Genomic DNA, 20,425 nt, shown 5'->3' on the forward strand with positions numbered 1-20,425 from the left:
CCTCCGCAGCACCGGTGCGCCCGGCGGCCTCGAGCCGCCGGGCGCACCGGCCGGCACCCCCCTGACCAAACCCGGACGACGAGGCGGCTTCCCCGTGGCCCTGGCAACACCGACCGGCAGCACCCGACCGCTGCCCCTGCTCGTGAAGGTCCTCGGCCTCGGCACCGCCGTCGGCGTCGCGGCCGCCCTCACCCCCACCCTGCTGCTGCAGGACCAGTGGTTCTTCCTCGTCGGCCTCTGGGTGATCGTGGCCCTGCTCGTCGCGACCTACGCGACCGGCCGCGCCCTGCCCGCGAAGTACCTCCTGCCCGGCACGCTGCTGCTGACGCTCTTCGTCGTCGTCCCGATCGTGATGACGGTGCAGACCTCGTTCACCAACTACGGCGACGGCACGCGCACCTCGAAGGAGGAGACGGTCGCGCAGATCGTCGGCAGCTCGGTGCGCCAGACACCCGACGCGCCGCGCTACAACCTCACCGTCGGCACCACCGGATCGACCACCGACGGCCCGTTCACCTTCTTCCTGGTCGACCCCGAGACCGAGGCGGCCTTCGCCGGCACCCCGGAGGGCCTCGAGGAGCTCGACCCCGACGCCGTCACGCTCGAGGGCGGCTTCGTGCGCGCGGCCGACGGCTACGAGATCCTCACCGGCGTCCAGCTCAACGACGCCGGCCCCGCGCTGCAGGACTTCACCGTCCCGACCGACGACGGCACCGCCATCCGCCAGCTCGGCATCAGCCAGGCCTTCGAGGGCACCACGACGCTGCAGTACGACGAGGCCGCCGACACCATCACCGACACCGAGACCGGCACGGTCTACACCGTTCAGCAGCAGGGCGACCGCGAGTACTTCGTCTCCCCCGACGGCGAGCGGGTCTCCGACCAGTCCTGGACGGCCAACGTCGGCTTCCGCAACTACGTCGAGATCCTCACCGACAGCCGCATCAGCAGCGACTTCCTGCGCATCTTCGCCTGGACCGTGGCCTTCGCGACGCTGTCGGTGGTGACCACCTTCGGCCTCGGGCTGCTGCTCGCGGTCACGCTCAACGACGCGCGCCTGCGGGGCCAGAAGGTCTACCGCGCGCTGCTGATCATGCCCTACGCCATCCCGGGCTTCATCTCGCTGCTGCTGTGGGCGAGCTTCTACAACCGCGACTTCGGCCTCATCAACGACGTCACCGGCCTCGACGTGAACTGGCTCGGCGACGCCACGATGGCGAAGGTCGCGGTGGTGATCACCAACCTGTGGATGGGTTTCCCGTACATGTTCCTCGTCTGCACCGGCGCCCTGCAGGCCATCCCGGGCGACCTGCAGGAGGCGGCCCGCCTCGACGGGGCGAGCGGGTGGGACGGCTTCCGCCGCATCACCTTCCCGCTGCTGCTGGTGACCGTGGCGCCGCTGCTGGTCGCGACCTTCGCGTTCAACTTCAACAACTACAACGCGATCGCGCTGCTCACCGAGGGCGGGCCCTACTCCCCCGACAACCCCACGGCCGGCGGCACCGACATCCTCATCAGCTACACCATCCGCCTCGCCTTCGGCGCCGGCGGCGCGCAGATCGGGTTCGCCTCGGCGGTCTCGGTCCTGCTCTTCGTCATCACCGGAGTCATCGCGGCGCTGCAGTTCCGCGCCACCCGCGCACTCGAGGACGTGAACTGATGTCGACCCCCACCTCCTACCCCCAGGACCTCGCCCCCGAGGAGAGCGTCGACGAGCCCGACACGACAGGCGGCGCGGGCCGCACCACCGGCCCGCCCCCGCGCGGGCTGAAGGGCCGCCGCTGGTGGAGCGAGGTCGGCTGGCGCCACGTCGTCGGGGTGGTCGCGTGCCTCTGGGCGCTCTTCCCGGTCGCCTACATCGTGAGCGCGGCCTTCAACCCGCTCGGCACCGTGGTGAGCACGTCGCTGATCCCCCGCTCCTTCAGCCTCGGCAACTTCGAGGAGCTCTTCTCCTCCCCCTCGGTGCCCTTCGGCCGGTGGGCCCTCAACACGCTCGTGGTCTGCACCGCGGTGGTGCTGGTGCAGATCCTCTTCAGCGCGTTCGCGGCCTACGCCTTCTCGCGCTTCCGCTTCAGGGGCCGCCGCGGCGGTCTGCTGGCGCTGCTGCTGATCCAGATGTTCCCCCAGTTCCTCGCCGCGGTCGCGCTGTTCACCCTCTTCACCGACTTCGGCGAGGTCGTGCCGGCGATCGGCCTCAACACCCTCGCGGGCTACGTGCTCGTGCTCTCGGGCGGTGCACTGGGGCAGGTGTGGCTGATCAAGGGCTTCTTCGACTCCGTGCCGCGCTCGCTCGACGAGGCGGCGATGATGGACGGCGCGAGCCACGTGCAGACGTTCTTCCGCATCATCCTGCCGCTGGTGCGCCCGATCCTGGCGGTCAGCGGCCTGCTGGTCTTCGTCGCCACGATCGCGGAGTTCCTGCTGGCCTCGATCTTCCTCACCGAGACCTCGCAGAAGACGCTGGCGACCGGCCTCTACGGCCTCATCGACGGCGACCGCTCCAACAACCTCGGCGTCTTCGCCGCGGGGGCGTTGCTGACGGCGATCCCGGTGATCCTGCTCTTCCTCTTCCTGCAGCGCTACATCGTGGGCGGCATCACCGCGGGCGGGGTCAAGGAGTGAGGCGGGCGGCCCCCCGAGCGCCCCACCACGACGGCTCCCCGGCGTACGCCGGTCCCGTCGGCCCCGCGGGCCCCTCCCTGGGCGACCGGGTCCCCCTGCGGGTGCGCGTGCCGCACGCGGCCGACGGCTCGCCGGGCGCCCGCACGGTCGTGCTGCGCTCGGTGCGCGACGGCGAGCCCGCGGTCGCCGAGGCCACGCTCGAGTCGAGCGACGAGGGCGGCTCGTGGTGGCGCGCCGAGCTCGACGTGGTCAACCCCGAGACGTCCTACCGCTTCCTCGTGGCGGGTGGGGCCGGGTCGGGCAGTGGCTACGCCTGGCTGAACGCATCGGGCGTGCACGACCGCGACGTCACCGACGCCGGCGACTTCCGGCTCTCGACCCGGCACCGGCTGCCCGACTGGGTGCCCGACCAGGTCGGCTACCAGGTCTTCCCCGACCGCTTCGAGCGCACCGAGGTCGGCGTGCCGACGCCGGCGTGGGCGCAGCCCGCGGCGTGGGACGACCCCGTCGTGCACCGCGGGCCCGACGTGCCCTACCAGCTCTACGGCGGCACCCTCGACGGCATCGCGACGCGGCTCGACCACCTCGAGCGGCTCGGCGTGACCGCGCTCTACCTGACGCCGGTCTTCGAGGCGTGGTCCAACCACCGCTACGACGCCGCCTCCTTCGACCACGTCGACCCGCTGCTGGGCGGCGACGCGGCGCTGCAGCGCCTGCTCGACGCCGCGCACGCCCGCGGGCTGCGCGTGGTCGGCGACCTCACGACCAACCACACCGGCGACCACCACGACTGGTTCCTGAAGGCCCAGGCCGACCCCGCCTCACCCGAGCGCGGCTTCTACCGCTTCCGCGACGACGGGTCCTACGAGAGCTGGCTGGGCATCGACTCGCTGCCCAAGCTCGACCACGGCTCGGCCGAGCTCGCCCGTCGCCTCTACGACGGCGACGCCTCCGTGGTCGCCCGCTGGCTGCGCGCCGGCCTCGACGGCTGGCGCATCGACGTGGCCAACATGACCGGCCGGATGGGCGCCGACGACCACGCACACCGCGTGGCGCAGGCGCTGCGGCGCACCATCGACGCGGTGCGCCCCGACGCGTGGCTGCTGGCCGAGCACGGGCACGACGCCTCGCTCGACCTCGCGGGTCCGGGCTGGCACGGCACGATGGACTACTCCGGCTTCACCCGCCCGGTGTGGTGCTGGCTCAACGGTGGCGCCCCGGGCGGCCCGGGTCGCGAGCACGGGCTGAACTGGCTGGGCCTGCCCGTCGACGTGCCCGTGCTGCGGGCCGAGCAGGCCGTGGCGACCATGCGCGAGGTGCACGCGGCCGCGCCGTGGACGGCCTGGACGGGCTCGACGCTGCACCTCGACTCCCACGACACCCCACGCTTCCGCACGGTCGCCGGCGGCGGCACCGACGGCTGGGTCGACGCCGCCGGCACCGGCCGCGAGCGGCACCTGCTCGGCCTGGCGCTGCAGATGACGCTGCCGGGCGTGCCGGTGGTCTTCGCCGGCGACGAGCTCGGCCTCACCGCCGTCGACGGCGAGCACGCCCGCACGCCCATGCCCTGGGGCCGCGAGTCGGAGTGGGACGGCCAGACGCTGGCGGCGTACGCCGACTGGGTGCGGCTGCGGCGCGAGCACACCGCGCTGCGGCGCGGCGGGCTGCGGTGGCTGCACGCCGAGGGCGACGTGCTCACCTTCGTGCGCGAGCACCCCGACGGCTCGGTGCTGGTGCACGTCGTGCGCCCGGGCGCCGACACCCCTGGCGCCCCCGTGCGGCTGCCCGCGGCCGCCCTGCAGCCCGGTCTGCGAGCAGCGACCACGCTCGCCGGCGCGCCCGCCGACCTGCGCGACGGCGTCCTCACGCTGCCCGGCGAGGTCGGCGCCCACGTCTACGCCCTGTGAGGCGCGCCCTCACCGGTGGCACGGCGTCAGGCGGCGACCGTCTCGTCATGTCGATGTGCGAACACTGGACGCCCGGTGTGGCAGCGTCAGTGCGCGGCCTCGGTCACGGGAGTGCGCCGCCGCCAGACGAGCCACGCAGTCCCGACGACGATGGAGTAGACCGCGAAGCAGGCGAGGACTGACCCGACCTGGTCGAGCAGCACCGTCAGTTCGCACTGGTCGCAGTCAGCACTCCCGACCGCTGCATCACGATCGAGCCCCGCTCGCCGCCACGCCAGCCAACTCGCCGTACGCCACGTCGCGTACGAGCCGAGGACGAGCGCGGCGAGGACTGCGAGGGCACGCTTCAACTCCACACGAACCTCCGGGCGCTGGGTGGCTCTGGCGGAGTCTACGACGCGAACGCCCGCTCATGCCGCGTGCAGGACGGCAGGCTCGAGTGAGACAGTGGTCCGCTACCCCCGCCACGGGCTACGCGTCCCAACCAGACCCGACGAGGACCAACGTCGTGGTCGCGACGACGATCGAGACGGCTGCGACGGCGACGGCGATCGTCCCCAGTCTTCGGCTCGGCAGATCGGTGCGCGCCGCCACGCCTAGGAAAACCGCGAGGGCCGCCGAGATGTAGGCGAACGGGCTCGAGAAGTACGTGGGCGCGAGCATCAGCGCGACCAGTGACAGACCGACTGCCAGACCGCCGAGTGGCCGCACGCTCGGCTTTCCGGGCTCACTCATGCGGAGAGCCTCGCAGGGTCAAGTCGAGCCCCCGCTGTCGGGGCGAGGCGCCCGCTCATGCCGCTGTCGGGACGAAGCGCCCGGCCATGCCGTCAGGACACGAGGAACGCGAAGGCACCGAAGGTCGCGTTCGCGACTGCTGCGGGGGCGACCAGCATGCGCAGTGGCCGAGCGGAAGGCGTCGGGCGCGAGCATGCTCCTGCAGCGAGAGCTGCCGCGAGCAGGATCGACGCCGCCCAGCCAGCAGCCATGGCGAAGACCGAGGCGTAGAGCAAGCCCGCGACCACGACGAGGCCGACGACGAGCACGAGCGCCTGCTCGCCGGCGGAGGGTGCTGCCGGGACCTCACCGGTGCTCGCCGCAGAGCTCTCGACCGTGGACACCGCGAGATACCCTCACGAGGAGGCGCGACAGCACCTGCGAACCGAGCACGTCGCCTGGGGCGGACAGGGCGGGGCCTGGCAGGTGATGGACGAGGGTGTCGCACGCCTCGAGGCTCGACACTCAACCGTGCCGGTGCGCGGCCACAGGCAGCGCCGCGAGAGTCAGGAAGGCCGGACATGAGCCGTACGATCCGCTACCGGTGGTGGGGTTACCTGTGCTTCTTCCTGCTGACCTTCGCGGTCTTCAACGCATTGTTCGAGACGGACGGGAGCTTCTTCGACGTCTTCTGGGTGGTCGTGCCGGTGGGTGCGGCAGTCCTGACCGGCGTGCTCGCCGGGGCAGTCGGGGTGTGGCTCAGGCGGAGCGGCCGAGTCGTGCGCGACGACAACTGGCTCCAGGAGCACTGACCCGACCACCGCTCGGCCTCGAACTGCGGGCAACGGCCACCTCGACGGGTCGTTCGCTGACCCGGGACGGCGTCCCCACGCTGCCCGGCGAGGTCGGCGCACGTCCGCCCTGGACGCGTGCCCTCACCGGTGACGCGGCCTCAGCCGGACGCCCCCTCCTACGCCCTGGTCGTCGTGCTCGACCAGCAGCCCCGCCGGGAACCCCCGGGTGCGGTAGGACAACCAGGGTCACTCCGGCGGAGCCTCCTACAGGGCTCGGACCTCGACGCGCGAGTGAGCGCTTGCGACGCCTCGGCGGCGCGCGACGGTTGACGCGGGCCGCCAGCGCGGCGGCGACACGACCGGGTCAGCGCCGTTCGCGGTCGCGGCTGCAGTGCCCGCTCTCCGTGCGACCGGACAGGCAGTCGCGCGGGAGGCCGACGTGCAGCAGACCGATCAGCGAGACAGGTCCGACCAGCACCACGAGCACCAGCAGGCCAGCCACGCGTGACCGCACCCGCACCCGCCGCCACAGGAGCGGAACGGCGGCGGCGACGGCCAGCCCCACCGCGGCGTACGACGCCCAGACGAGCGGCGGCTCGGCGCCGGGCCCGCACATGACCAGGGAGTACGGCGAGCCCGGCGCCGCCATCGACCCCTCGTCCTCCCACTGGGGGCAGCTGTCGTCGACCGCGTAGAGCGCGACGCCTCCGACCAGGGCGGCCGCGCAGCCCAGGACGAGAGCGACCAAGGCCACCCAGGCCCACCGCCTGGTCGGCCTCTCCCGGCTGGTCGGGCCCACCGCCTCGAGGTGCGTCACAGGTTGCCGCGGCGCTCCTGCTCGCGCTCGATGGCCTCGAAGAGCGCCTTGAAGTTGCCCTTGCCGAAGCCGAGCGAGCCGTGGCGCTCGATGAGCTCGTAGAACACGGTCGGCCGGTCGCCGACCGGCTTGGTGAAGATCTGCAGCAGGTAGCCGTCCTCGTCGCGGTCGACGAGGATGCCGCGCTCCTTCAGCGCCTCGATCGGCACCCGCACCTCGCCGATCCGCGCGCGCAGCGTCGGGTCGTCGTAGTAGGAGTCGGGGGTGTCGAGGAACTCCACGCCGTGGCTGCGCATGACGTCGACCGAGCGCAGGATGTCACCGGTGGCCAGCGCGATGTGCTGGCAACCGGCGCCGTCGTAGAACTCGAGGTACTCGTCGATCTGCGACTTCTTCTTCGCGATCGCCGGCTCGTTGAGGGGGAACTTCACGCGGTGGTTGCCGCTGGCGACCACCTTCGACATCAGCGCGGAGTAGTCGGTGGCGATGTCGTCGCCGATGAACTCCGCCATGTTCGTGAAGCCCATGACCTCGTTGTAGAAGCGCACCCACTCGTCCATCCGGCCGAGCTCGACGTTGCCGACGCAGTGGTCGACGGCCTGGAAGAGCCTCCGCGGGTGGCCGTCGGGGCGGGTGAGCGTGCTGCGCCGCGCGACGTAGCCCGGCAGGTAGGGGCCGTCGTACCGGCTGCGGTCGACGAGGGTGTGGCGGGTCTCGCCGTAGGTCGCGATCGCCGCCGTGCGCACAGTGCCGTGCTCGTCGGAGACGTCGTGCGGCTCCACCAGCACGGTCGCACCCTTGCTGCGGGCGTGCTCGACGCACCGGTCGACGTCGGGCACCTCCAGCGCGAGGTCGACGACACCGTCGCCGTGACGACGGTGGTGGTCGAGCAACGGGCTGTCCGGGGTGACACCGCCGGTGAAGACGAAGCGCGCCGAGCCCGAGCGCAGCACGAAGGACTTCGAGTCGCGCGTGCCGGTCTCGGGTCCGCGGTAGGCCTCGAGCTCCATGCCGAAGGCCAGCTGGTAGAACGTCGCGGTCTGGGTGGCGTTGCCGACCACGAAGCCGACCGCGTCCATCGCGGTGACCGGGAAGGGGTCCTGGCTGGCGTCGTGCTCGACCAGACCCACGAGCTGCTGGAGCTGCTCGAGGGTGAGGTCGGCGCGCAGCTCGTCGACGGTGAGGGCGCGGGTCGACGTGGCCTGCTCGGGGCTCTCGTGCGTGGTCGTCATGCGGGTGAGCGTGGCGCGCACCACGCAGGCTGTGCAACAGTCGGCCCCACCACTGGTCAACCTGCCCAGTCGAGAGGACGCACGTGGACGAGCTGGACCGCACCTTGATCGAGCTCTTCGCCGCCGAGCCCCGGGTGGGGGTTCTCGAGGCCTCGCGCCGCCTCGGCGTCGCGCGCGGCACGGTCTCGGCCCGGCTCGACAAGCTCGTGGCCAGCGGGGTCGTGACCGGCTGGGGCCCCGAGCTCGACCCGGCCGCGCTGGGCCACCCGGTCACCGCCTTCCTGACGCTGGAGATCCGCCAGACCGCGGAGGGCGAGGCCGCGCACGACGCGGTGGGCCGCCACCTCGCCGCGATCCCCGAGGTGCTCGAGGCGCACACCACCACCGGAGCCGGCGACGTCTGGGTGCGCGTGGTCGCGCGCTCCAACACCGACCTGCAGCGGGTGATCGACCGGGTCCTCGACGATGCGCGGGTCGTGCGCTGCTCGACGGTCATCGCGCTGGCCGAGCAGGTGCCCTACCGCGTGCTGCCACTCGCCCGCGCGGTCGCGGGTCCCGACTCGGCCGAGGGGGTCAGGCGCCGCCGCTGAGCAGCCGCGCCACCTGGGCGGCCGCGGCCGCGACCTGCGGGCCCACGCGGTCGACCTCGAGCTCACCGAGGGTGACGATGCCGACGCTGGCCTCGAGGCCGTCGACGCCGCGCACCGCGGCCGCGACGCCGCGCGCGCCCGGCTGCAGCTCGCCGTACGTCGCGACCCACGGCGGGCCCTCCGGCTCGCGCCCGGCGAGCACCGCCCGCCCGGCCGCGCCCTGGCGCAGCGGGTGGCGCGCGCCCACGCGGTAGGAGACGTGGAAGTCGGTCCAGGTCGGCTCGACCACCGCGAGCGCGAGCGCCTCCTCGCCCTCCGCGATCGTCAGGTGGGCCGTGCAGCCCACGGCCTCGGCGAGGTCGCGGAGGACCGGCACGCCGACCTCGCGCAGCGCCGGGTGCACCGAGGCGGCCAGGCGCAGGGCGCCGAGCCCGACGTGGAGGCGGCCGCGCGGGTCGCGGCGCACCAGCGCGTGGCACTCGAGGGTGGCGACGAGGCGGTAGGTGACGGTGCGGTTGACCCCCAGCGCCGCCGCGAGCTCGGTGACGGTCAGGCCCCCCGTGGTCTCGCCCAGGACCTGCAGCGCGCGCAGGCCGCGGTCGAGGGTCTGGGAGGTCTCCGCCACCATGGCCGGAGCCTAGCCAGCGGCGCGGTGCCCGCCCCCCACCCTGCGAGCCGTCACGAGGTCTTGCGCAGGGCCCACTCGCGGATGCGGTCGATGCGGGCGTGGAGCTGCTCGGCGGTGGCGACCGCGGCCGCCGGCCCGCCGCACTCCTTGCGCAGCGCGGCGTGGGTGACGCCGTGCGGCTGGCCCGTGCGGTGGTGCCACGCGGCGACCAGCCCGTTGAGCTCGCGCCGCAGCACCGCGAGCTGCTCGTGGGTGCTCACCTCGGCGACGGTGTCGGCCTCGCGGCCCCGCGCGGCCGCGGCGCGCGCGGCGTCGCGCGCCGCCTGCTTCTGCTGCTCGGCCCGCTCGCTCTGGCGCGAGTGCAGCAGCTCGCGCACCTGGTCGGGCTCGAGCAACCCGGGGATGCCGAGGAAGTCCATCTCCTCGTCCGACCCCACGTGCACCTCGCCGGCGTGGCCGAACTCGCCCCCGTCGTAGAGCACCCGGTCGAAGGTGGCCTGCGACCCCAGGGCCTCGTAGGACTGCTCCAGCTCGGCCGAGGCCGCCTCGGAGGCGTTGGCGCGGTCGAGGAGGTCCTGCTCGGCGGCGAAGAGGTCGTCCTCGTCGGTCACCTTCCGTCCGAGCACGTGGTCGCGCTCGACCTCCATCTCGGAGGCGAAGCCGAGCAGCGAGGGCACCGAGGGCAGGAAGACCGACGCGGTCTCGCCCCGCTTCCGGGCGCGGACGAAGCGGCCGACGGCCTGGGCGAAGAACAGCGGGGTGCCGGTGGTGGTGGCGTAGACACCGACGGCGAGGCGCGGCACGTCGACGCCCTCGGAGACCATGCGCACCGCCACCATCCACCGGTCCTCCGACGTCGCGAAGGCGGCGATCTTCTTCGACGCCGCCTTCTCGTCGGAGAGCACGACCACGGGCGCCTCGCCGGAGATGGCCCGCAGCAGCTTGGCGTAGGCACGCGCGGAGTCCTGGTCGGTGGCGATCACCAGGCCGCCGGCGTCGGGCACGTGACGCCGCACCTCCGTGAGCCGCCGGTCGGCGGCCTCGAGCACCGACGGCATCCAGGAGCCCTGGGGGTCGAGCGCCGTGCGCAGCGCGTGGGCGGTCATGTCCTTGGTCAGCGGCTCGCCCAGGCGGGCGGCCACCTCGTCGCCCGCACGCGTGCGCCACTGCATCTCGCCGCTGTAGGCGAGGAAGAGCACCGGGCGCACCACGTGGTCGGCGAGCGCGTGGGCGTAGCCGTAGGTGAAGTCGGCGACCGAGCGCGGCACCCCGTCGTCGCCGGGGGCGTAGGTGACGAAGGGGATCGGGTTGACGTCGGAGCGGAAGGGCGTGCCCGTGAGCGCCAGGCGGCGCGTCGCGGGGTCGAAGGCCTCGCGCACCCCCTCGCCCCACGACAGCGCGTCGCCGGCGTGGTGCACCTCGTCGAGGATCACCAGCGTCTTGGTGCGCTCGGTGCGGATGCGCATGGCCAGCGGGTTGACCGCGACACCGGCGTAGGTGACCGCGATGCCGACGTAGTCACCCGACGTGCGGCCCTTGCCCGCGGCGTACGTCGGGTCGATCGGGATGCCCGCCCGCGCGGCGGCCTCGGCCCACTGCACCTTGAGGTGCTCGGTCGGCGCTACGACGGTGACGCGGTCGACGACCCGGCGACCGAGCAGCTCGGCGGCGACGCTGAGGGCGAAGGTGGTCTTGCCCGCGCCCGGCGTCGCGACCGCGAGGAAGTCGCGCGGCTGCTCGGTGAAGTACTTCGTCATCGCCGCGGCCTGCCAGGCGCGCAGCGACCCAGCCGTGCCCCAGGCCGCCCGGTCGGGGTAGGCCGGCGGCAGCGCCGGCGACGGCGCGGGTGCCGGGTCGGGTGCGGCGGTGAAGAGGTCGGGCACGTCGGGCTGCGCGCCCGTCACGCGTCTCCCTCGCCGGAGCCGCCGCCCTTCATCGACTCCCAGATCTCCTTGCAGTCCGGGCAGACGGGGTACTTCTCCGGGGCTCGGCTGGGCACCCACACCTTGCCGCAGAGGGCCACCACCGGGGTGCCCATGACCATCGCCTCGGTCAGCTTGTCCTTCGGCACGTAGTGCGAGAACCGCTCGTGGTCGCCCTCGTCGGTGGGGACGGTGCGCCGGTCCTCCAGGACGTCGGTGCCGCCGGACCCGAATCCGATCGTGGGGTTGCTCATGGTGGGCCAGTCTAGGTCAGGGAGGTCGTCGGCGTTCAGTTGAGCGCGGGGTCCGCGGGGCGGGTGGCCTGCCAGGCCAGCTCCCCGGGCTGGCGGCGCAGCACGTCGCGGCGCAGGGCGCGCGTGTCGGCGCGGAAGGCGTCGCCGGGCTCGCCGGGCACGACGTACCAGCTGCCCTCCTCGACCTCGGCCTCGAGCTGGCCGGCACCCCAGCCGGCGTAGCCGGCGAAGACGCGCAGGTCGCGCAGGGCGGCGCCGACGACGGCGACGGGCGCGTCGAGGTCGACGACCCCGACCTCGCCGAGCACCGCGCGGAACCCGGGCGGCGCCGCCGTCGGGTCGGCGAGCCGGCCGACGGCCAGGGCCCCCTCGGTGCTGACGGGTCCACCGCGGAAGAGCACCTCGGGCTCGGAGGCGGCCTCGCCCCACTCCCCCAGCACGTCGCCGACCAGCACCGGAGAGGGCCGGTTGACCACCACGCCCAGCGCACCGTCGGCGTCGACGTCGAGCAGCAGCACGACGGCGTCGGCGAAGTTCGGGTCGAGCAGCTCCGGCGTCGCCACCAGCAGCAGGCCCGCCGACAGTTCGCTCACGCGTCCATGATGCCCCAGCGGGGCGCGACGGGCGGGCGGCCACGGCCGCCCGCCCGCCGCAGGCGGGTCAGGCGGCGAGCGTGCGCAGCCGGTGGAGGAGGTGGTCGATCACGCGCGGCTGGTGACGGGTGACGCTCACCTCCGGCTGGGCGACCAGGGTGTCGCGGGCCCGCTCGGCGATGGCGCGGCCCACGCGGGCGGCGACGTCGTCGGCAGTGCTGCTGCGCCCGGCCATCAGCGCGAGCAGGACGTGCTCCTTGGCCGCCGCCTTCTCGAGCGCCGCGACGACGTCCGGGTCGGGGTGGGCGGCGAGGGCGCGGTCGAGGACCGAGCGCACCCCGGCCAGGTCGCGCGCCGTGGACTGCCAGGCGCGCACCACGGCGGCCTCCAGGTCCAGGGGCTGGGAGGCGAGCTCGCCCTCGATGCGGCCGGCGAGGCGGGTGTGCCACTTCAGCGACAGCGCGCCGAGCAGGTCGAGGTCGTCGCGGAAGGTCTCGCTGACCCCGGCCACGTCGGTGGGGAGGATGCCGTCGCGGCGCTGGTCGGCGCGCTCGACGACGGTGCGGAGGACGTCTCCGCGGCGGTGATAGGACGTCCAGGTCATGGTTGCTCCTACTCGGGGTTCACCTTCGTACTCTCGGTACGTACCCACGGTAGGCAGACGTACCCGCGGTATCCAACGTCCGGCGCGGTGACCCTCGGCACAGGACCGGTGATGTGCGCAACAGGGCTCGCAGGTGACCCCCACCACACCGGCCCGGCGCGCGAACCTAGACTGGCCGGCATGCCGAAGCCCGCAGCCTCCAAGCTGCTGCGCCCGAAGGTCCCGTCCGTGCCCGGCGCGAGCCGCCGCCAGCAGTACTCCGCCTCCACCAAGCGCGCCCTTGTCGACGTCGCCGAGGAGCTCTTCACCGAGAACGGCTACGCCGGCACGTCCCTCGACGCGATCGTCGCGGGCGCACGGGTCACGAAGGGCGCGCTCTACCACCACTTCAGCGGCAAGCAGGCGCTCTTCGAGGCGGTCTTCGAGCGGGTCGAGGCCGACGCGACCAAGCGCGTCACGAAGGCGCTCAAGGGACACCGTGACCCCTGGGAGAAGGCGCTGGCCGGCCTGCGCTGCTTCCTCGAGGTCGTGAAGCAGCCGACCTACCGCCGCGTCGTGGTGCAGGACGGTCCGGCCGTGCTCGGCTACGAGCGCTTCCGCGAGCAGGAGGAGCGCTCGACCTTCTCCACCGTGCTCGACATCGTGCGCTCCGCCCTCAGCGCCGGCGCGTGGGACCTCGACGAGGAGATGGTCGAGACCTTCAGCCGGATCTTCTTCGGTGCCATGTCGTCGGCCGGCGAGCACGTCGCCAGCAGCGACGATCCCGCCGCTGCCGCCGTGCGCGTCGAGACCGCGATCGGCCTCATCCTCGCGGGGCTGCGCGCGCTGGTCGAGTCGGGCGGGGGCAACCCGACCGCCGAGGACGGTGAGGCGGGCGCCGAGCTCCCGGACGGGGTGCTCGACGACGCGATCGACGACGACCCCGACCTCGACCCCGACGCGGGCGAGGACGCCGCCGACGAGGACGGCGAGGACGGGGAGGACCCCCGGGCCTGAGCCCGGCCCCGGGTCAGCGACCGACGCGCACGTCGCCGCCGTCACGCGGCACGAGCTCGATCCAGGTGTGCCCGGCGGGCACGCGCAGCGGCCCCTGCGGGGTGCGCAGCGTCAGCGGCGCTCCGAGGCCCTGCTTGCTCCACGTGCCGCGCACCATCCGGCCGCCGTGGAAGAGCATCGCGGCGCCCGTGCCCTGGAACTTCGTCTCCGGCACGAAGTTGCCGGCCGGGTCGCGGTAGCCCGCGTCGCCGACCTCGACCCGGAGCACGAGCACGGTGTCGGCCTCGAACTGCTCGTCGGGAGCGGCGTAGGACCCGACGTTGCGGTAGGTGCCGCGGCCGAACTCCCAGGTCGTGGTGTGGCTGCCGAAGAACGCCTCGAGGCGGCGGGCCGGGCGGCCCTGCGGCACGTCCTCCGGGGTGCCCCACTCGAGGTAGGCCGCCGGGTCGGGCGCGGACTTCCGCGCCCGGGTGCCGATGTCGGCGAGGTCGGCCATCAGGTTGTACGGCGCGGAGCGGGCGCCGTCGCGGAAGACGCCAGGAGCGCCCTCACCGATGAAGGTGATGCCCGCCTGCTGGACGCGGCGGATGGTGACGGGGGCCGCGCCGGAGGTCACGACGGTGGCCTTCGCCGGCGTCACGATGCCGATGTCGGAGGCGCGCATCGAGCGCACCGGCCCGACGACCTGCGGCAGCCGGGTGTGGAAGAAGGCGGCGAGGCGGGTGGTGCCGCCCTCGACGAGCTCCTCGACGACGAGGTCGGCGCGGTGCAGGCCGCGCTGCGGGGCGCTGGAGGCGGTGTTGTCGATCTTGACGACGTAGGCGGGGTGGGGCTGGTCGGCATCGCCGCCACCCTCGACCTCGAGTCCCGTCAGCGGCCAGGTGGCCGGCTCCTGCGGGGCCGCCGCGCTGGTGGGCTCGTCACCCGCCGGCTCCTCCTGGCCACCCTCGTCGCCGCCTCCGCCGCAGCCGGCCAGCACCAGGCCGGAGACCAGCAGCGGGGTGAGCACCCGGGCCGCGCGCACAGTGCGGGGCGCACGGGGCCCGCGGAGGGCGCGCGGGGCGGGGCGGGCGGGCAGGTGCTGCACGGGGACTCCGGTCTGTCAGGGGGGTGGCGGCCCGCCGGGCGGACCGCAGCCGATTGTGCGTGACGCAGGTCGGCCGGGCACGCAGGCGCGCCCGGCCGACCGGTGGGTGGGACGCCTCGCGCCCCGCGGAGCGGTCAGCCGAGCTTGGCGCCGCCGTCGACGTACAGCGTCTGGCCGGTGATGTAGGAGGCCTCGTCGCTGGCGAGGAAGGCGACCGCGGCCGCGATGTCCTCGGGGAAGCCGACGCGCTTGACCGGGTTGGCCTCGGCGGCGTGCTTGCGGAACTCCTCGACGTCCATCTTGAGGCGGGCAGCCGTGGCGTCGGTCATCTCGGTGGCGATGAAGCCGGGGGCGACCGCGTTGGCGTTGATGCCGAAGGGGCCGAGCTCGATGCCGAGGGTGCGGGTGAAGCCCTGGATGCCCATCTTGGCGGCGGAGTAGTTGGCCTGGCCGCGGTTGCCCAGCGCGGAGACGCTGGAGATGTTGACGACCTTGCCGTACTTCTGCTCGACGAAGTGCTTCTGGGCGGCCTTCGTCATGAGGAAGGCGCCCTTGAGGTGCACGCCCATGACGAGGTCCCAGTCGTCCTCCGTCATCTTGAACAGCAGGTTGTCGCGGGTGATGCCGGCGTTGTTGACCAGCACGTGGATGCCGCCGAGCTCGGTCACGACCCGCTCGACCGCGGCGTCGACCGACGCGGCATCGCTGACGTCGCAGCCGATGCCGACGGCCTTCGCCCCGTCGACCAGCTCGAGGCGGCCCGCGGCGTCGGCGGCGGCCGCCTCGTCGAGGTCGACGATGGCGACCGAGGCGCCCTCGGCGGCGAAGCGGGTGGCGGTGCCGAAGCCGATGCCGCGCGCGGCACCCGTGATGACGACGACGCGTCCGTCGAAACGACCCATGTGCACTCCTGAGGTGTGTGGCCGGGCGGCCCTGCGGTGGGCGCCCCGGGGCCCGGGCGGGCCGCCGGTCACTCTAGGGCGGCGCCCAGGGCGGCGCGGAGACGGGCGGCGTAGGCGGCCCGCTCCTCGTCGTCGTCGTAGCGGGTGCGGGGCCAGAAGAAGCCGCGCAGGCCGTCGCCCTTGGTGCGCGGCACGACGTGCAGGTGCAGGTGGGGCACCGACTGGCTCACCACGTTGTTGACCGCCATGAAGGAGCCCTGCGCGCCGAGCGCCTCGACCACCGCGTCGCCGAGTCGCTGGGCGGCGGCGAGGAACGGCACACCCAGGTCGGGGGGCAGCTCGGGCAGGGTGACGACGTGGGTGCGCGGCGCCAGGAGCACGTGGCCCTTGAAGACCGGCCGGGTGTCGAGGAAGGCGACCACGTGCTCCTCGCGCAGCACCTCGGCCGCCGGCAGGTCGCCGGCGACGATGCCGCAGAAGGTGCAGTCGGCCACGGCCCGGTCCCCTCTCGCCTGTGCCGTCAGTGGCAGGTGCCGGCGCCGTCGGTGCAGCCGCGCGGGGCGATGACCCGGCCGCTGCCGCGCACGGCGTCGAAGTGCTGGGAGTCGCCGACGCCGTAGGTCCAGCGGAAGCCGTGCGAGAGCCAGACCCGCAGGACGGGGTGGCTGCGCGAGCGCCACGCCACGCGGGGGTGGCTGCGCCGGGCCCACCACGCGTTGGGCGTCCAGCCCGTGCGGCTGAGGTAGGGGTTCTCCCACGGGTTGACGTCGACCGACCCGCCGTAGGCGTGCGGGCTGCGCGCGCTGGGGTTGTTGACGACCGTGCGGCAGTTGAAGCCCGAGGTGTTGTCGGCGGCCATGGAGCGGTAGTCGTTGCCACCGCGCAGCTTGGCGGAGTAGCCGAACCGGTCCACGCGGTACATCGCGCGGATCGGCAGCCGCTGGCGGTGCATCGCGGTGAAGGCGGCGGCGGTGCGCTGGGCCGCCCACGCCGCGACCACGACCTCCCCGCGGTGGCGGTAGCCGTCGAAGCCCCAGTAGTTGACGCGCACCAGCCGGAGCCCGGCGCGTCCGACCGGACAGCCGGGGCGCCAGCTGACGCCGGTCATGCTCGACCACACGCCGTCGGGGATGCGGGTGACGCGGGCGTCGGCCCCGGCGGTCGTGGCGCGCGGCTGCGGCGGCAGGGTGATGCGCGGGCGCGGGGCCCCGGCAGGCAGGCGCACGGGGACGCCCGGCGGCAGGTTGTCGACGGCGCGCACCGGGCTGGTGCCGCCGCCCACCCACGGCAGTGCCCGGGCCACCGCGCGGTAGCGGGTGTCGACGCGCGGGCGCTGGCGCAGCACGGCGCGGCCGTCGTCGCCGGTGCGGACGCGGCCGACCTCGACCCAGCGGCCACCGGCGCGGCGCTGCACCGACACCCAGCCGCTGACCGGGTCGCCCGACCCGGCCCGCCAGCCCACCACCAGGTCGATGCTGCGCTCGTCGACGACCGTCCGCGGCGCGGACAGGGTGACGGTGCCCTGCCGGCGCACGAGCGGCGCGGTCGCCGCGGCCTGGCTCGGGGCGTACGCCGGGTCGTCGGGCGCGCTCGGGTCCGCCGGCTCGCCGTCGAAGCGGGCACGGAAGGCGTTGGTGGCCGGGGTGCGGGCCACCGTCGCGGTCGTCGAGGCGGCTCCGGTCTCGTCGGTCGTGACCGTGGCCAGCGGCGCCCAGGTGCCGTCGCCGGTGGCGCGCTCCAGCTCGACCTCGCGACCGGCGAGCGGCGCCCCGTCGGCCGTGAGCGTCACGGTGAGCGTCGTGGGGGCGCCCTCCTTGGCCGGCGTCGCGCGCAGCGCCGTCGTGGTCGCGACCTCGTCGGCCGCGGCCGCGGGGACCGCGAGCGCGGGCAGGAGCACCGCGAGCGCGGTGAGCACCGCGGCGACGAGCGCAGCAGGGACGGGTCGAGCGGGGCGGCCGACGGCCATGGGCACTCCCGAGCGGTGGAGCGGGACGAGGAAGGCTCATCCTGCCCTGACGCGTCGCGACGCGCCTCCCACCCCGCCGGGCGTGGCGTCGACCGCGTGCGGCCGGGTGCCGCGGGCCTCCCCCGGTGGGCCCGCGGCACCCCGACGGGCACATCGTCGGCAGCACAGGGGGGCCGCGGAAGGGTCTCGACCCGGTCCCGGACGTTCCCGGACGGCCTCCCACGCGGCCCACGCGGCGGTAGCCTGCGCCGCGGTGGGGTACGGAGCGACGACCCGCGGCGGAGCGGGCGCCCAGCACGGTCACGAGCGGAGCGGAGCGTCAGGTGGAGGGCCAGGTGGCACCCGGGCAGGACGCGGCGACGCGGCCGCGGGCCGGCCGGTGGGACCCCGTCGTCGCGGAGCTGCAGTCGCTGCGGCAGCGGGCCGGCGAGCCGTCGTACGCCGAGATCGCGCGCCGCGTCGTCGCGCAGCGGGTCGCGGGCGGCAGCACCGAGCACGCCGCCCGGCTCGCGAAGTCGACCGTCCACGACGCCTTCCGCCTCGGACGCACCCGCCTCAACCTGCCGCTGACCCGCGAACTCGTGCAGGCGCTCGGCGGCGACCCCGCTGCGGTGGACGACTGGGTGGCGGCGAGTGCGCAGCAAGCCGCGGTGCCGGGCCCGGGCGTGCCGGCGGCCAGCGCCGCACCCAGCCCGGAGGCGGAGGCGGCCGAGGCCCTCGGGTCGCCCGGGCGTGCGGAGCCGCTCCGACCGACGTGGCGCCTCGGCCTGGTCGTCGCCGCGGCCTGCGTCGCCCTCAACCTGGCGGGCCGGGTCGTCGTCGACGCCCTCGACCTGCCGGTGCACCTCGACATGGTCGGCACGGCCGTCGCCGCGTTCAGCCTGGGGCCCTGGGCCGGCGCCGGGGTCGGGGTGGCCACCAACGCGCTCGGCACGGTGTCCAGCGGCTGGGTCTCGCTGCCCTTCGCCCTGGTCAACGTGGCAGGCGCCCTGGTGTGGGGCTACGGCGTGCGCCGGTGGGGCCTGGGCCGCACCCTGCCGCGCTTCCTCTCCCTGCAGGTCCTGGTCGCGGTGGTCTGCACGCTGGTCGCCGTGCCCGTCCTCGTCGCGCTGGACGGCGCGGTGTCGCGCGGCGGCGGGGACCTGCTGGCGCAGGTCGGCGGCGTGGCGCTCGACTCCCTCGTCCTGGCCGTGGGCCTCGCCAACGTCCTGACGTCGCTCGCCGACAAGGTCATCAGCGGCTTCGTCGCGCTCGTCGTGGTCTCGACGCTGCCGCGCACGCTGCGCGCGGCGGTGCCGCTCGCGCTCGCCGCCGCTCCCCCGCCCAGCCCCGGAGACCCGGTGCAGCGGACCTGAGGCGCTCCCGGACGCACGAGAGCCGCCCCGCGGGCGCGGGGCGGCTCTCGGGGTGGTGCAGAGGGCTGTCGCCGGTGGTCAGGTCGGCGTGGTGGAGCTGGCGGGAATCGAACCCGCGTCCTCGAGCGCCGAACCAGGTCTTCTCCGGGTGCAGTCCGTGATGGCGCTTTTCTCGGCCCCGGGGCTCGCGACGGACACGTCCCCGACAGGCTCAGCCACAGGTGAGTCCCCGTCAGCCTCCGTGGCCAGAGCTGACGAGCGAGCCTCCTAGATGAGGCCAGGATCCGGGACGGAGGCAGATGCCCGGTCTGACCCTTCGATCACTGCTCAGGCAGCGAGAGCGAAGTCAGTGCGATCGTTGTCGGCACTTATGGTTTCCAGCGGTCGTTAACGAGATGTCGCTGGCTCCTCGACCCGCTTCTCCTGGAACTAGCGTCCCCAGTCGAAACCGATCAGCCCCTCTTGAGTTGTGAACCGCCCGGCGGACCGGGCGACACAGGTGATGCTACCCGTGCCAACGAGCGGGGGCACCGGGGTATTCCGCGGTGCCCCCGCTCACGAGGTCGGCGTCAGGACAGGAAGGGCGCCAGGAAGTCCTGGGCCTCGGCGATGTCCACGCGCTGGTAGCCGTCGATGTAGCGGCAGTTGGCGGTGTAGCCGTAGCTGGTGACGCCGACGATCTCGCCGCCGTAGATGAGCGGGCCGCCGGAGTCGCCGAAGCAGGTGCCGCCGGTGCCGGCGTTGTCGTTCTCGTTGCCGTTGGTCTGCAGCACCTGCGGCATCAGCTTCTGCCCGGGCATGTCGACGTAGCGGCGCTCGAGCGGGTAGGTGAAGGGCGTGGGCTTCTGCGGGCCCGACTCGGCCTTGCGCACCTCGGTGCCGTAGCCGACCGCGCGGAAGAGCGTCTTGCGCAGCTGCGAGCGCGGGATGGTGTCGAGGGTGCCGAGGTCGGCGATCTCGTAGGTGCTCATGCCGGTGGCCGGCTCGTCGAGCACGACGACCGCGACGTCGTTCCACGTGTCGAGGTCGGTGAAGTTCGAGTAGTCGGGGTGGGTCGTGGCCGTGCCGGAGAGGTAGCCGCCGGCGGTGATGTCCTCGGCCGTGTAGCCGGCGGCCGGGTCGGAGGCCGTGGGCAGGCCGCTGGGCGCCTCGTCGGCCAGGAACTGGTCGAAGGTCACCGCGACCTTGCCCTCGGTGCCGGAGGTGCAGTGGGCGGCGGTCAGCAGGACCGTCGGGCTGATCAGCGCGGCCGAGCAGCGGTAGCGGCCGCCGTCGTCGTAGACCGCGATGAGGCCGACGCCGTCGTACTCGTTGGCGGTGTCGGGGGTGCCACCGGTGCTGGCCTGGGCCGCCGGGACGGCGCCGAGGCCGAGGGCGAGCAGGGCGGTGGCAGAGAACGCCGCGAGGCGTGAGCGCATGTGCGCCTCCTCTGTCGAGGGGTC

21 protein-coding genes and 1 other RNA gene are annotated in these 20,425 nt (G+C 74.1%); 7 read left to right on the forward strand and 15 right to left on the reverse strand.

Annotation, left to right across the window (positions count from 1 at the left end; all coding sequences use genetic code 11):
* Positions 1-94: 94 nt before the first annotated feature.
* The 3 genes from BJ989_RS14680 to BJ989_RS14690 are packed head-to-tail and all read left to right on the forward strand — an operon-like array spanning position 95 to position 4,529.
* A complete protein-coding gene (locus BJ989_RS14680; RefSeq protein WP_179518829.1) occupies positions 95-1,660 on the forward strand; it encodes an ABC transporter permease subunit in 1,566 nt (521 codons plus the stop codon).
* Complete coding sequence (locus BJ989_RS14685; protein WP_179518830.1) at positions 1,660-2,622, forward strand: sugar ABC transporter permease; 963 nt, start codon at positions 1,660-1,662, stop codon at positions 2,620-2,622. Before BJ989_RS14680 ends, BJ989_RS14685 begins: the two co-directional genes overlap by 1 nt.
* Positions 2,619-4,529 carry an alpha-amylase family glycosyl hydrolase gene (locus BJ989_RS14690; protein ID WP_179518831.1) on the forward strand — a complete coding sequence of 637 codons (1,911 nt, stop codon included), beginning with the start codon at positions 2,619-2,621 and terminating at the stop codon, positions 4,527-4,529. Before BJ989_RS14685 ends, BJ989_RS14690 begins: the two co-directional genes overlap by 4 nt.
* 471 nt (positions 4,530-5,000) lie before the next feature.
* Here the strand turns inward: BJ989_RS14690 and BJ989_RS14695 are convergent, their stop codons facing one another.
* Complete coding sequence (locus tag BJ989_RS14695) at positions 5,001-5,264, reverse strand: hypothetical protein (protein WP_179518832.1); 264 nt, start codon at positions 5,262-5,264, stop codon at positions 5,001-5,003.
* A gap of 92 nt (positions 5,265-5,356) precedes the next feature.
* On the reverse strand, positions 5,357-5,647 hold the full coding sequence (locus tag BJ989_RS14700; RefSeq protein WP_179518833.1) for a hypothetical protein: 291 nt from the start codon (positions 5,645-5,647) through the stop codon (positions 5,357-5,359).
* A gap of 177 nt (positions 5,648-5,824) precedes the next feature.
* Between BJ989_RS14700 and BJ989_RS14705 the strand changes: the two genes are divergently transcribed.
* Positions 5,825-6,055, forward strand: coding sequence for a hypothetical protein (locus BJ989_RS14705; RefSeq protein WP_179518834.1), 231 nt, complete (start codon positions 5,825-5,827; stop codon positions 6,053-6,055).
* 346 nt (positions 6,056-6,401) lie between these two features.
* Here BJ989_RS14705 and BJ989_RS14710 read toward each other — a convergent pair whose 3' ends face one another.
* Both BJ989_RS14710 and hppD read right to left on the reverse strand, forming a co-directional pair.
* Complete coding sequence (locus tag BJ989_RS14710; protein WP_179518835.1) at positions 6,402-6,791, reverse strand: hypothetical protein; 390 nt, start codon at positions 6,789-6,791, stop codon at positions 6,402-6,404.
* Between the two features lie 59 nt (positions 6,792-6,850).
* Positions 6,851-8,086: a 4-hydroxyphenylpyruvate dioxygenase gene (gene hppD / locus BJ989_RS14715; RefSeq protein ID WP_179518836.1), complete on the reverse strand. Its 1,236-nt coding sequence runs from the start codon at positions 8,084-8,086 to the stop codon at positions 6,851-6,853.
* 83 nt (positions 8,087-8,169) lie between these two features.
* On the opposite strand from hppD, the gene BJ989_RS14720 reads away from it, so the two are divergent.
* Complete coding sequence (locus tag BJ989_RS14720; RefSeq protein ID WP_179518837.1) at positions 8,170-8,676, forward strand: Lrp/AsnC ligand binding domain-containing protein; 507 nt, start codon at positions 8,170-8,172, stop codon at positions 8,674-8,676.
* Here the strand turns inward: BJ989_RS14720 and BJ989_RS14725 are convergent.
* From BJ989_RS14725 to BJ989_RS14745, 5 genes are all read right to left on the reverse strand, one after another.
* On the reverse strand, positions 8,660-9,304 hold the full coding sequence (locus tag BJ989_RS14725; RefSeq protein ID WP_179518838.1) for an IclR family transcriptional regulator: 645 nt from the start codon (positions 9,302-9,304) through the stop codon (positions 8,660-8,662). The genes BJ989_RS14720 and BJ989_RS14725 overlap by 17 nt on opposite strands.
* Positions 9,305-9,354: 50 nt before the next feature.
* Positions 9,355-11,061 carry a DEAD/DEAH box helicase gene (locus BJ989_RS14730; protein ID WP_246284297.1) on the reverse strand — a complete coding sequence of 569 codons (1,707 nt, stop codon included), beginning with the start codon at positions 11,059-11,061 and terminating at the stop codon, positions 9,355-9,357.
* Between the two features lie 143 nt (positions 11,062-11,204).
* Complete coding sequence (locus BJ989_RS14735) at positions 11,205-11,480, reverse strand: DUF3039 domain-containing protein (protein WP_179518839.1); 276 nt, start codon at positions 11,478-11,480, stop codon at positions 11,205-11,207.
* A gap of 35 nt (positions 11,481-11,515) precedes the next feature.
* Complete coding sequence (locus BJ989_RS14740; protein WP_179518840.1) at positions 11,516-12,073, reverse strand: YqgE/AlgH family protein; 558 nt, start codon at positions 12,071-12,073, stop codon at positions 11,516-11,518.
* Positions 12,074-12,140: 67 nt separating this feature from the next.
* Positions 12,141-12,677 carry a hypothetical protein gene (locus BJ989_RS14745; RefSeq protein ID WP_179518841.1) on the reverse strand — a complete coding sequence of 179 codons (537 nt, stop codon included), beginning with the start codon at positions 12,675-12,677 and terminating at the stop codon, positions 12,141-12,143.
* A 180-nt stretch (positions 12,678-12,857) separates the two neighbouring features.
* Here BJ989_RS14745 and BJ989_RS14750 point away from each other — a divergent pair, with 180 nt between their 5' ends.
* Positions 12,858-13,673 carry a TetR/AcrR family transcriptional regulator gene (locus BJ989_RS14750; RefSeq protein ID WP_218848838.1) on the forward strand — a complete coding sequence of 272 codons (816 nt, stop codon included), beginning with the start codon at positions 12,858-12,860 and terminating at the stop codon, positions 13,671-13,673.
* 13 nt (positions 13,674-13,686) lie between these two features.
* On the opposite strand, the gene BJ989_RS14755 is transcribed toward BJ989_RS14750, so the two are convergent.
* The 4 genes from BJ989_RS14755 to BJ989_RS14770 form a co-directional block, all read right to left on the reverse strand.
* A complete protein-coding gene (locus BJ989_RS14755) occupies positions 13,687-14,760 on the reverse strand; it encodes a DUF3048 domain-containing protein (protein WP_179518842.1) in 1,074 nt (357 codons plus the stop codon).
* 134 nt (positions 14,761-14,894) lie between these two features.
* Complete coding sequence (locus BJ989_RS14760) at positions 14,895-15,662, reverse strand: SDR family NAD(P)-dependent oxidoreductase (RefSeq protein WP_179518843.1); 768 nt, start codon at positions 15,660-15,662, stop codon at positions 14,895-14,897.
* Between the two features lie 68 nt (positions 15,663-15,730).
* Entirely contained in the window at positions 15,731-16,156 is a 426-nt protein-coding gene (locus tag BJ989_RS14765) for an HIT domain-containing protein (RefSeq protein ID WP_179518844.1), read from the reverse strand.
* A gap of 26 nt (positions 16,157-16,182) precedes the next feature.
* A complete protein-coding gene (locus tag BJ989_RS14770; RefSeq protein ID WP_179518845.1) occupies positions 16,183-17,628 on the reverse strand; it encodes a M15 family metallopeptidase in 1,446 nt (481 codons plus the stop codon).
* Between the two features lie 335 nt (positions 17,629-17,963).
* On the opposite strand from BJ989_RS14770, the gene BJ989_RS14775 reads away from it, so the two are divergent.
* Positions 17,964-18,983, forward strand: coding sequence for an ECF transporter S component family protein (locus tag BJ989_RS14775; protein WP_179518846.1), 1,020 nt, complete (start codon positions 17,964-17,966; stop codon positions 18,981-18,983).
* Positions 18,984-19,072: 89 nt separating this feature from the next.
* Here the strand turns inward: BJ989_RS14775 and ssrA are convergent.
* Positions 19,073-19,443: a transfer-messenger RNA gene (ssrA, locus tag BJ989_RS14780) on the reverse strand.
* A 109-nt stretch (positions 19,444-19,552) separates the two neighbouring features.
* Complete coding sequence (locus BJ989_RS14785; protein ID WP_179518847.1) at positions 19,553-20,401, reverse strand: S1 family peptidase; 849 nt, start codon at positions 20,399-20,401, stop codon at positions 19,553-19,555.
* Positions 20,402-20,425 lie beyond the last annotated feature (24 nt).

This window comes from Nocardioides perillae, assembly GCF_013409425.1.
Lineage (GTDB): Bacteria > Actinomycetota > Actinomycetes > Propionibacteriales > Nocardioidaceae > Nocardioides > Nocardioides perillae.